Annotated in this window: 12 protein-coding genes; 4 read left to right on the top strand and 8 right to left on the bottom strand. The window is 54.8% G+C overall.

Annotation, left to right across the window (positions count from 1 at the left end):
- From ACJAXR_RS03565 to ACJAXR_RS03555, 3 genes are all read right to left on the bottom strand, one after another.
- On the bottom strand, window positions 1-996 hold the full coding sequence (locus tag ACJAXR_RS03565) for an L-threonylcarbamoyladenylate synthase (RefSeq protein WP_415056849.1): 996 nt from the start codon (window positions 994-996) through the stop codon (window positions 1-3).
- A gap of 41 nt (window positions 997-1,037) precedes the next feature.
- The gene (gene ilvD / locus ACJAXR_RS03560; protein WP_415056848.1) at window positions 1,038-2,717 is read right to left on the bottom strand and encodes a dihydroxy-acid dehydratase; all 1,680 of its coding nucleotides are present in this window, start codon (window positions 2,715-2,717) and stop codon (window positions 1,038-1,040) included.
- Window positions 2,718-3,074: 357 nt separating this feature from the next.
- The gene (locus ACJAXR_RS03555) at window positions 3,075-3,698 is read right to left on the bottom strand and encodes a hypothetical protein (protein ID WP_415056847.1); all 624 of its coding nucleotides are present in this window, start codon (window positions 3,696-3,698) and stop codon (window positions 3,075-3,077) included.
- Window positions 3,699-3,859: 161 nt separating this feature from the next.
- Here ACJAXR_RS03555 and nhaR point away from each other — a divergent pair, with 161 nt between their 5' ends.
- The gene (gene nhaR, locus ACJAXR_RS03550) at window positions 3,860-4,771 is read left to right on the top strand and encodes a transcriptional activator NhaR (protein WP_415056846.1); all 912 of its coding nucleotides are present in this window, start codon (window positions 3,860-3,862) and stop codon (window positions 4,769-4,771) included.
- 35 nt (window positions 4,772-4,806) lie between these two features.
- Here nhaR and ACJAXR_RS03545 read toward each other — a convergent pair whose 3' ends face one another.
- From ACJAXR_RS03545 to eptA, 4 genes are all read right to left on the bottom strand, one after another.
- Window positions 4,807-5,190, bottom strand: coding sequence for a YkvA family protein (locus ACJAXR_RS03545; protein ID WP_415056845.1), 384 nt, complete (start codon window positions 5,188-5,190; stop codon window positions 4,807-4,809).
- A 68-nt stretch (window positions 5,191-5,258) separates the two neighbouring features.
- Complete coding sequence (locus ACJAXR_RS03540; RefSeq protein WP_415056844.1) at window positions 5,259-5,774, bottom strand: ATP-dependent zinc protease; 516 nt, start codon at window positions 5,772-5,774, stop codon at window positions 5,259-5,261.
- Window positions 5,775-5,777: 3 nt separating this feature from the next.
- Complete coding sequence (locus tag ACJAXR_RS03535) at window positions 5,778-6,575, bottom strand: hypothetical protein (protein ID WP_415056843.1); 798 nt, start codon at window positions 6,573-6,575, stop codon at window positions 5,778-5,780.
- Window positions 6,576-6,608: 33 nt separating this feature from the next.
- Window positions 6,609-8,282, bottom strand: coding sequence for a phosphoethanolamine transferase EptA (gene eptA, locus ACJAXR_RS03530; RefSeq protein WP_415056842.1), 1,674 nt, complete (start codon window positions 8,280-8,282; stop codon window positions 6,609-6,611).
- A 202-nt stretch (window positions 8,283-8,484) separates the two neighbouring features.
- Between eptA and ACJAXR_RS03525 the strand changes: the two genes are divergently transcribed.
- A complete protein-coding gene (locus ACJAXR_RS03525; RefSeq protein WP_415056841.1) occupies window positions 8,485-8,751 on the top strand; it encodes a hypothetical protein in 267 nt (88 codons plus the stop codon).
- A 27-nt stretch (window positions 8,752-8,778) separates the two neighbouring features.
- On the opposite strand, the gene ACJAXR_RS03520 is transcribed toward ACJAXR_RS03525, so the two are convergent.
- Window positions 8,779-10,152: a putative bifunctional diguanylate cyclase/phosphodiesterase gene (locus ACJAXR_RS03520; RefSeq protein ID WP_415056840.1), complete on the bottom strand. Its 1,374-nt coding sequence runs from the start codon at window positions 10,150-10,152 to the stop codon at window positions 8,779-8,781.
- Window positions 10,153-10,751: 599 nt separating this feature from the next.
- On the opposite strand from ACJAXR_RS03520, the gene ACJAXR_RS03515 reads away from it, so the two are divergent.
- Together ACJAXR_RS03515 and ACJAXR_RS03510 are read left to right on the top strand one after the other, a co-directional pair.
- Entirely contained in the window at window positions 10,752-11,033 is a 282-nt protein-coding gene (locus tag ACJAXR_RS03515; protein WP_415056839.1) for a hypothetical protein, read from the top strand.
- Between the two features lie 28 nt (window positions 11,034-11,061).
- Complete coding sequence (locus tag ACJAXR_RS03510; RefSeq protein WP_415056838.1) at window positions 11,062-11,763, top strand: winged helix-turn-helix domain-containing protein; 702 nt, start codon at window positions 11,062-11,064, stop codon at window positions 11,761-11,763.

Raw genomic sequence — 11,763 nt, 5'->3', positions numbered from 1 at the left:
TCATGATGCTATCCCCTCGACCCCTCTGACGCTGGCGGAGCGCATCAAGCGATCATGTACCGCTTCCCACTCGGCCAAGGCGGGTGGCTGCTCAACGAGAATCCAACGACAACCCCAGGTATCGACTTCGCGTAAGCGTGCATACAGCAACTGTCCGTATTCTCGGGGATTGGCGGGCATCGTTATCCACCGACAATCGGGGTGATGGCTAACTACTTGACGCATCGACAGGACGGCAATCGATTGTCCGATAATCAAAAATGACTGGGCCGCAGTCTCGATTGCATGCGCTTCGATTAATCGCAGCGGGGTATCCGGCGCGTAATGTGAGGCCAGTGAACCCGATACTCTCGGGTGGTTGCCGGCTCTGGTGCCCAGCGGTTCTCCAAGGATGCATGCAAGCAAGTCAGCCGTTACGGCCCCCGGGCGCAGCACGCGCGGCAGTGTTCCGTTGAGGTCGAGTATGGTGGATTCAAGCCCCACCTGGCAGGATCCACCATCGATCACGTAGTCCACGGCGTCGCCGAGTTCTGCCCACACATGGGCAGCGCAAGTAGGACTCACGCGTCCGAATCGGTTGGCCGACGGGGCAGCGATGCCACCACCGAAAGCTTTGAGCAGTGCCAGCGCCACAGGATGATCTGGCACGCGCAATCCAATGGTGTCTTGTCCGCCCGTCACTGCGTCTAGGACGCCCGCCGCGCGTTTGAGGATCAGTGTGAGCGGACCAGGCCAGAGGCGTTCTGCAAGCACCCACGCTGCATCCGGAATATCGCGTGCCCAGCGCTCCAACTCGCCAGCCGCCGATAGGTGGACAATAAGAGGATGGTCGGCGGGTCGACCCTTTGCAGCGAAAATACGAGTCACTGCCTGGCCATTGCTGGCGTCTGCGCCCAAGCCATAAACTGTTTCAGTAGGGAAGGCTACTAACCCCCCGCACCGCACAATATTGGCGGCGTGCACTATATCTTCATGCGTACTTGCAAGCAGTACCATATTTCGACTCCACCGAGCGTATTAGTCGCTATCTGTCTGACCTACTTATCGGTCACCGCACCCTCTGCGGCGCTGGATACCAATTTTGCGTATTTGGCCAGGACGCCTCGCGTGTAGAGCGGTGCCGGTTGTTGCCAGCGCACGCGGCGCTCGGCGAGCACGCTATCGGATAGAGCAACCCATATTTCGCGGGTTTCTGCATCGATGGTAATGGCATCGCCGTTTTCAATCAGTGCAATCGGGCCGCCATCAAAGGCTTCCGGCGTGATGTGGCCGACCACGAAGCCATGGGAGCCGCCGGAGAATCGACCGTCAGTGATGAGAGCGACATCCTTGCCGAGTCCTTTGCCCATGATGGCCGAAGTCGGGGAGAGCATTTCACGCATGCCGGGACCCCCCTTGGGACCTTCATAACGGATAACGATGACATCGCCAGCAACGACTTCACCATTGAGGATGCCGGCCAGTGCCTCCTCCTCGCGGTTGTATACGCGCGCGGTACCTTCGAAGCGCAGCCCTTCCTTTCCAGTAATTTTTGCTACCGAGCCGGTTGGCGCGAGGTTGCCATGCAGAATAACCAGATGCGAGTCCTTTTTGATGGGCCTGTCGAACGGCATAATGATGTCCTGATCGGCTGGATAGTCGCTGACGTTGGCCAGATTCTCGGCCAGCGTTTTACCTGTCACAGTCAGCACATCGCCATGCAGTAACCCCGCGTCGAGCAAGCGCTTCATCAGCGGTTGAATACCGCCAATGGCAACCAGTTCAGACATCATGTACTTGCCGCTGGGGCGCAGGTCAGCAAGCACCGGCGTGGTCTTGCCGATCGCGGTGAAGTCGTCCAGCGTCAGCGGCACATCCACAGCATGAGCCATGGCCAACAAGTGCAGCACGCCGTTTGTGGAGCCGGCCAGCGCGATGATGACGCGGATGGCGTTCTCGAAGGCTTTACGCGTCATGATGTCGCGAGGCTTGATGTCGCGAGCGATCAGTTCCAGCACCTGCTGGCCAGCTTGGTAGGAGTCCGAGGTCTTGTCGCTGGAGATGGCTTCCTGTGCCGAAGAGCCTGGCAGCGACATACCTAGTGCTTCAATGGCCGAGGCCATTGTATTGGCGGTGTACATGCCGCCGCAGGAGCCTGGTCCGGGTATTGCGGTCTCTTCGATATGCTTAAGCTGGATCAAATCAAGCTCCCCTTTGGCCTGCTGGCCTACGGCCTCGAACACCGAGATGATGTCGGTGTGGCCGCTGCCGGGCTTGATAGTACCGCCATAGACGAAGATGGCTGGGCGGTTCAGTCGCGCCATACCAATAAGGCAGCCAGGCATGTTCTTGTCGCAGCCACCCACGGCAACGAGGCCATCGAAACCCTGGCAGCCAACGACGGTTTCGATGGAATCGGCAATGACCTCTCGCGACACCAGAGAATACTTCATACCTTCAGTGCCGTTGGCGATGCCGTCGGAAACAGTGATGGTGTTGAATATGACCGCCTTGCCTCCTGCCGCATTGGCGCCTTTCTCAGCTGCTTCGGCAAGCTTGTTGATGTGCATATTACAGGGGGTGACATTGGCCCAGGTCGACGCAATACCGACCTGAGGCTTTTTGAAGTCCTGGTTGGTGAAGCCAACGGCTCGTAACATGGCTCGAGCGGGAGTGGCTTCAAGGCCGTCTACCACTTGAGAAGAGTACCTGCGCATATGTTCAGTAATTTTAATCATCTCAAATCCTCAAAATAGCGTTAGCGAGCGCATGCCGCGCGAGATAAACAAGTGGCCCAAAATGCTGCTTTTAGTCGGAGTTTCAACGGCAGGTTGGCTATAGTAATGAGTGCGCTGTGCATGATCAGTAGCTCAAGGGTTGCAGTAGTCACAGCGGGTTGGCGCACCGCAATGCATGCACGGCAGTCTCGCTATGCGCTCGACGATCCATAAACCTGACGTGTTGCTGGGCGCAAGCACCTTTTCCTTGCCGTGCTGGGTGAGCAACGCAAGGGGCCGATTCTGGTAATGTGGAAGAGCAAAAAGCATGTCACTTTACTCCACATCGAGGATTCATCGACTCGAGCACTTCAACCATCACGAAGACGAGAGCCTCAAGCGAACCTCTATCTGAGCACCTTGATGCCGCAGCAATGAAAAGTCGATGGATTCCCCGTTACCCTTGAAGCGGTGTTGCTCAATGCTGGTTGTGGCGGAGATCACTTCGTGAGCGTAGCTCGCATCAGCAAAGCCCTGGACGTAGTATGCCAGTACCGCCGCGAATGGTACGTTGCCCGTGTAACGCACTTCATTGATTTTCCCTTCGTGCGTAAAGTGGCTACGCACCAAGCCGGGAAAACGCGACACCGGCCCAACATCGGTGCCACTGACATCGGCCGGTGGTAGGTCCGCGCCTACCATTGGCAGCCATCTGTTTGCCTGGTCTTTCACTCCCGCTGGGACCCACTGCTCGGCCTGTTCTCGCAGTCCTGGCGCTATCTGTTCGACCTGTGTCACAGCATCGTCGGCAAAGCGTTTGCCTAAGTCGGAAACAGTCGCTACCTGGCTAAATAGCCAGGACAGGGCCGCAATGACGGCCCAAATCAGCAGACCGATAAAAGCCAGCACCGCTGCCCCCAGAATCATCCAGGTGCGCGAGCGTATTCCTTTCAACCTCGATGCCGCTTGTGCCGGCAACCGCTCCCTTTTGACGCTATTCATAGCACCCTCTTATTGAGCAGGCAGGTCATACCCTGCAGTTTGCGATCCTGAGGGGGACCGACCATTTCAAAGTGCGATACTAGGATTGCTTCTGCATCAAGAAAAGCAGATTATTCTTTGCGAATACATCGGTGCAGACTGATTGAGAGGCTGATTGCACTATGCTTAATTACAAGCAGCTTTATTATTTCTGGAACGTCGCCAAAGCCGGCAGTATTACGCGTGCAGCTGAAAGACTGCATCTCACCCCTCAGACGATCAGTGGCCAACTCGCTGAGCTCGAGCGAGCATTGACCACGGATTTGTTTCGCCGTGTAGGTAGGCGACTCGAGCTGACGTCTGCGGGAAAACTGGCACTGACCCATGCCGACGAGATATTCCAGATAGGCTATGAGCTCGAACAATCCTTACTCAGTGGGGCTGCAGGGGGTGAACTGCCGTTTCGGGTGGGGGTTGCCGACGCAGTGCCAAAAACGCTCGCTTACCAGCTGTTGGCGCCAGCCATGGCACTCTCTGAATCCGTGCGCCTCATATGTTACGAGGACAAGTTAGAGCGGTTGTTCGCAGAATTGGCCATTCATCAGCTTGATCTGGTGATCTCGGATCGACCGCTGCCCTCAGAGCTTGGAGTGAAAGGCTACAATCACGCGCTGGGGCAGTGCGCCATCGCCTTTTATGCGGTGCCGGAATTGGCCGTGCGCTACCGGGCAGATTTCCCTCGATCCCTTAGAGGCGCCCCTTTTTTACTTCCAGGCGATAAAGCGGCGGTTCAGGCGCCCTTGATGCGCTGGTTCAGCGAGCACCAGATTCAGCCGCGTATTCTTGGTAAATTCGACGATAGCGCGCTAATGAAAGCCTTTGGCAAGGCCGGTGTGGGTATTTTCCCAGCGCCGATAATACTGAGCGATGAAATTAGGGATCAATATGGCGCCGAGGTTGTTGGTTGCGTCGATGAGGTCATGCTTAGCTACTACGCAATTTCTGTGGAACGCAGGCTTACTCATCCAGCTGTTGTGGCGGTGAGCGAGGCGGCGCAAAAAGCCTTGTTCGTGAAAGTAGATACTGTTCGGTAGTGTTGCTTATTTGGCCGAGCCAGAAGGCTAAGGGGCTATGCGAAATATAACCATAGGCCTGCAGCTACCAGCATCCAGATCAGCACTATTAAAACGGCCATCCACTCGATTGTTGGTCTCGGCATCGCGTTGTGCTCCCACTCCCTGGCACGACTTCGGCACACCTCAAGAATATCTGCGGGCATTAACCGCAACACCAACAAAATGCCTAATGGCAGGAGAATGACATCATCCAGATAGCCCAACACCGGAATGAAATCCGGAATCAGATCTATTGGGCTTAACGCATAGGCCACTACGCATATCGCAACGCTTTTCGGCAACCAAGGGGTTTGTGGGTGGCGGTAGCAGAACCATAGCGTCAGAACCTGGCGCTTAAGCGCACTGGCCCAGCGGCGGAATGACATGATTATGTTCATATCGCTAAGATCCTGTTGGTAACCAAGCTTTAATAAGTGGCTCCCAGCCTTTAGTCAACTAAAGCGGCTTAACTGCACCGGGGCTCAGTGGTGAAGGTGCGAGAAACATCCACAGCACCAAGAGTTTCAAGTGTGCGCCGCCCGATGAGTACGGGATAAATCATCTTCTTGCGGTCTTTCAGTGAAAACTGTTCGTTATAAACTTCATTGCCGATACACATCTCCATTATCACGATAGGCCGGTGTTCCGCACCACCTGCACCGCGTACCTTTACGTTCCGAACTATCTTGCGCTCAAACGGGAGGCTGTTTATTTCGCCTGTATCGCTGTCCTGAAATTCGACGTTGAAGCGCACCCACTCCGTTCCGTTTTTCTCGAACCGTTCCAGATTTTTGGCGTCCATCGAGGAGGTTAACGCGCCGGTATCGAGTTTGATCTTCACTGAGACATTTTCGGGCAGAAGAATGCCTTCCTCAACCCAGCCGAACACCGTCGGCTGCGGAATCTCAGCCGAGTGCGCTGGGAGTACAATTGATAGCGCAAGGGCTATTGCTGCTGACCATTGAGTGACTGAACCTATCATTTGTTAATCTCTGTATGGTGATGCCGTAGGTTGTACAACACGATCGATCTTATGCTGGCGCCAAGTCATCCAAGCTACCAGAGCAACGATGATCACTGCGAAGACTTCGCTGGTGTTAACCACGCCAAGCCCCAGTCCGCCTTTGCTTACGGATTGCGAGAGCCAGTCGCCACAGGATGCGCCAAAGGGTCGGGTCAGGATGTAGGCCATCCAAAAGCTAGGCACAACATCGAGCTTGAACACGTAGTGCGCCACTCCGACCAGCCCAATAGCCCCCAGGAACAGCAGCGCAGATACGGAATAACCCAAGCGCATTTCTTCCGCTACCCAGTCCCCAGTCGCTGTGCCTAGGGCAAACGTCATGAGAATCGCCAGCCAATAAAAGTATTCGCGGCGTCCACGGTAGATGTGTCGAATCGACAGGCTGCGCTCGCAGGCATACCAGAGCGCGAATGTGAGCCCTAGGGCGATGCTGAAAAATACCGAAGTGGTTGTCAGTGCCACGCCATAGGTGCCGACTAGGCTATCGGTGAGCAGTGTGCCAAATATGCTTACTTGAACCACGCATAACCAATATGCCCAAGGCTCGTAACGGATTTTGCGTAACTGAATCACCATCACCATTATGAGTAGCGCACCCATAATCAACGTGGTCACAGAAAGACCGACATGCAGCTTGAAAATCAGAAAATCAGCCCCGGTTTCACCTGCCGTGGTGGATAGGATTTTGATCAGCCAGAACACCAGCGTCACCGCCGGCACTTTATTCATCATGGTCTCTGTAGCTTGGGTATCACGCATTACTTCATCTCCATTGGATAAAGCTCTATTGAATCAATCGGCGCCTAGTTCGCTGCGTGCAACCTGCTGGGCAACAGTAGCGGGCATGCAGGCACGGAAAATATCCAGTTGTGGCTGATAGACCGATGTGCGCACGCCCATCAGACCGATCATCGAATGGAACAGGTTGTCTTGCGATACCTCCTGACTGGCCTGTTGGCGTAGACAGTCGGCGGATATGCCGCTGTTACGTTGCATACCTTCAGAGAACCACAAGACCATCGGTATATGCGTTTGCTCGCTTGGTGCCATGGCATAAGGCAGTCCGTGCAAGTATAGGCCGTGTTCACCCAGCGACTCGCCGTGGTCTGACAGGTACAGCATCGCCGTATCCAAACGTGCGGCATTGTTGCGCAGCAAATCAATGGTGGCGGCCAGCACATGGTCGGTGTAGAGCAGACTGTTGTCGTATGCATTGACGATGCTGGCGGTATCACAGCGATCGAGTTGTACCTCTTTGCACACCGGGACAAACCGTTCAAAAGCGACAGGGTATCGCTTGTAATAAGCGGGCCCATGACTGCCCTTCATGTGCAGTACCACCAGGGTGTCACGCGTTAGGTTGTCCAGATAGGTCTGTAATGTATGCAACAAGGCCTCGTCATGGCATTCGCCATCGACACAGAACGCCTCGAGGTTCAGGTGCGAAACATCTTCGGTGGGTACTCGATCGCAGGCGCCTTTACAGCCTGAGTTATTGTCGCGCCAAAGTATGTTTACGCCGGCGCGCTGCATTACGTCGAGCAAGCCTTCGCGATTTCGTGCCATCGAGTCCTGGTAATCTGCCCGGCCCAGGTCCTGGAACATGCAGGGCACCGACACCGCCGTGGCTGTGCCACAGGAAGAGGCCCGAGGGAAGTTGATCACGTCGCGCTGCGCCAGCTCCGGATTGGTAAGCCGCTCATAACCGTTAAGCGAAAAGTTCGCGGCACGGGCCGTTTCACCGACCACCAGTACGGTGACCCGCGGCCGGTGGGCGGAGCTTACTGCGCTGAGCCGATGGGCATCGGTACCGACCACTTCAAGTGTGACGGGCGTTGATAGCTCGCGTTTCAAGTATCCGTGTACCGCGCTCACTACGTTCGAGGGCACCAGCATCAGGCGTACTTCACGGTGATTACGAATCAATGAGGCATAGGGCTGGTACTGACTCATGACCAGGACGCCAAACATCCCCAATAGCATCGCCACGCTACCCAGCTTGCCAGCCAGTTCGCGCTTCCATTTCATGCTGCGAATCGGCGCGCGATAGACCAATACAGCGGGTAATATGCCTAACAGCAGCAACCAGAGAAACAAGCTGCCATTGAGCAGTTCCATGGTTTCGGCGCTGTCGGTCTGTATGGCGTTGGTGAGCATGTTGTAATCGATGACGATGCCGTAGCTGTTTATAAAGTAGCTGGCTCCGGCAGACACCAGTAACAGTAGACACAATACTGGCTTGGTCAGTCGCCCCCAGGCCAGGAGGCTGAGCAATACATACAGCCAAATCCAGACAAACAGCGGCAGGCTGAGCAGGAACACTAGGCTATCGTTACTTAGTCCGCCGACGCCCTGCCAGACGGTGCGCCAGAACGCCAGGTTCATGCTCAGCATCAACCACAGGGCAACCAGCATGGTCAGAATATTGTGGCTTATTGCTAAACACTTTGGAGTCGATTCGCTCACAGAACACCTGGGGAGATAACTAAGATGGCGCGAACTTACTCAGGCGTGTGTGAAATGACTGTCGGGTAGATGTGAAAAAACTGTGGTGTGTATTGCTCATGTGTAAACACAATCACAAGCCCTCCGTTCCTCACTCAAGCGCCCGCCGAGGAGGATGTTGAGCCTGTCATATCGACAAGTGTTAATCCTTGGGGAAATGTCTATGAACAACATGACTAAAATCGCGGCAATGTGTCTGCTAGGGCTGATGGCAAGCGTTAGTCAGGCGGCTGATGTCATAACCGGCGGCTATATGAGTCGGGTAGATGTAAGCGCAGTAAAGCAGGCGATTGCCAAAGGCGAACGCAGCACTAATCCGCTGGCCTGGTGCCGAATGAGCGCCTGGTTTATGGAGCAGATTGAGCCGTTAGCCGACTACCCCGACGAGTGGGTTGGCGATCAACCCTGGTTTGATAGAAGCCATTGCTGATTACTGTTCGCTAGTGGTGATTCTCTTTTATTCTTTTTTGATATCTGAAAATGGCGCGACAATTGTGCCGCTACCCTTCCAAGGGGCCGGTCGTGCGAAATAATATCCCTGTTGGAAAAACACGCCGGCTTCGTGCAACCAGGCACGATCATCTTCAGTTTCCACGCACTCCGCAATGACTGTCATTTTCAAGGTTTTTATTAGCGGCAAAAGGCCCTTTACTAGGACCTTAGCCCGCTGATCGAGCGCTGCCGCACGGATAAAAGAGCCGTCGAGCTTGAGCTTATCCAGCGGATATTGCCAAAGGTAGGATAATGACGAATAGCCCACGCCGAAGTCGTCGGCAGCAATTTGCACGCCGCGTTCGTGAATTGCCTTTAACGGCTCTAGCACAAGCTCAGGTGAACTGAATACTCGCTCTGTGAGCTCCAGAGTCAGCCAACGTGGTGGCAGCTTGCTCTGAGCCAAGACCCTGTCCAGGTTTTTCAAAAAGTCTGGGCCTATTATGGTGTTGGCTGTGATGTTCACCGCCACCGGCTTGCCCATGGCCATCGCCTCATGGCACGCGCGCTCAAGCACCCAGAGATCGAGATTGACGATAAGCGGCATTTGTTCAATTACTGGAATGAAGTGCCCGGGCAAGATCATCCCCCTCCACGGGTGTTGCCAGCGGATCAAAGCCTCCATTGACACTGTCTCCCCGGTGCGCGTATCAACTACGGGTTGATAGTGCAGCTCAAATTCAGCTTCTCGAAGGGCGCGCGTGGCTTCAGCCGGGACCCAGCTGTGAGCTAATACGTGATCCTCCAGAGCCAGGCTGAAAAATGCGTAATGGAAATCAGAACGCCGAGTTCGTTCAAGCGCGATGATGGCCCGCCGCTCCAGATCCTTTGCAGTTATGCCGTCTTGAGGGAAGCGGGCAATGCCCGCATTTAATTGAAGCATGAACTGGAGCAGGCCAACTTTCAGCGGTTCGACGAACAGCAAAGCCATGGCCTGAATACGCTCAACGGTATCGTCGTCATTTTTATGGTGGATGAGCACAATAAGCTCGTTGCCATCTACCCGACCAACGCACTCACCCTCGGCCAGCGAGCTTGCAACATGTCCGACAGCCTGATGGAGCGCGTGGTCACCCATATCCTGGCCAAGGGCTTGGCCAATGCGCCTCATACCTACAGTATTAAGTCGAACGATGGCCCATTGCGTCTCGGCTTGGTTGTTAAATATTTCATCAGCCTTCACCAATACCGCCTGCCGGGTTGGAATGCCCGTGGTTCGGTCCATAATCCGGCGTTCTCGTCCATCATTCTCTTGGGGATGGTCTTCGCTTAGGATAATGGCAAGCGCCAGTACTTCTCCGCCTCTTTTTGTATTCACCGGGATCAGTTCCCAAGCCACATCTATACCACCGACCCGTTGGCGACAGCTTTTTGAGTTACCGTTCAAAGCACTGGCGTGGGCCTCTCGTAGCCCGCCGTTCCCGGACGTCTCGGGGAATAGTGTGTCGATAGACTGCCCGAGCATATGCTGGTCAGGCTTAAGAACTTTGTCGATACTTTCGCCCCGACCTGCCACAAGCACGCCGGCCTGATCCAGCAGCAGCTTGATACCGGGGGTATCTTTCATTGGAAGATCGTCAAAAAATCTGTCTGGATCCCAGTGCACTGAACTGTTCGGCATGTATCGGCGTCCTTAATTGTAGTTTGCATGCATGGGTAGAGTATGAACTAGTCCAGGCAGCAGTGTGAGGGCCGCTGATGGCCGACTGTTGCTAAACACCGATGACCTATATCTATCGTCAGAGAAACTGACCGGCCCTGAATGACAATGGACCTTCTCCGCTCCATATCGTGACGGGGCTCAGCTACCGTCCGTGACACATTCGTGAAGTTTCCGCGATACACTCTTTACTCTTAGGTGATGCCCTCGTGATGGTGCGCGCCGAGGATGGTGTCGAGCCTGTCATATCGATAGGTGTTAATCCTTGGGGAATCACTATGAACAACATGACTAAAATCGTGGCAATGTGTCTGTTAGGGCTGATGGCAAGCGTTAGCCATGCAGCTGATATGACATCCGACGACGGCATGATGAAGGACGACATGAAGAAATCAATGGATCATCAGGAGATGATGAAAGATGACATGCCGGGCGCCATGGTCACTCACATGGAAGATGAGGACATGGGTATGGAAAACACGATGAAAGACGGCATGGATAACAAGATGGGCGACGGCATGGACCACGAGGGAATGCAGAAATCGGATTCCATGAATTAATGGAGCGCTTGCCAGGTACCTTGAGCCTATGACACGAAACGTATTGATCGTTGAAGATAACCCGGAAATTGGTGAGCTCGTCTGCATCCATGTGGCCGAACTTGGCCTGAACCCCATTCTCTGTGATCGGGGTGATACCGGGCTTGAACGTTTTCGTGCCGGAGGCATCGACCTGGTGGTGCTCGACTTGATGCTGCCCGGATTGGATGGTCTGTCGGTATGTCGTGGAATTCGCTCCAGGCCGGGTTATGTGCCGGTGCTGATGCTGACGGCTAAAAGCACCGAGCTGGACCGGGTGCTGGGTTTGGAAATGGGTGCGGACGACTACCTAACCAAGCCCTTTAGCGTGGCCGAATTGTCTGCACGGGTTAAGGCGTTGTTCCGGAGGGTCGATGCCATGGCGTCGGCGCCGACGGCGGAAGCCTGTGATGAAGAGCTTGTCGAGGGCGAGTTGCGTATTGATCCAGTACGCCGGAGAGTGTTTGTAAGGGATCAGCCGGTTGACCTTACCGCACGCGAGTTTGACCTGCTCTGGCACTTTGCCCGGCATCCGGGTCGGGTGTTCAGTCGTGCTCAGCTGCTGGACGCGGTGTGGGGGTATAACCATGAAGGGTATGAGCATACCGTCAATACCCACATAAACCGTCTGCGCGGCAAAATCGAAATAGACCTGGCTCAGCCGGCATTTATCCAAACCGTCTGGGGGGTGGGCTATCGCTTCCGCGAATGA

Source organism: Halopseudomonas sp. (genome assembly GCF_047631575.1).
Lineage (GTDB): Bacteria > Pseudomonadota > Gammaproteobacteria > Pseudomonadales > Pseudomonadaceae > Halopseudomonas.
Note: the sequence above shows the minus strand (reverse complement) of the source record. Positions and strands in the feature narration are given on the sequence as shown.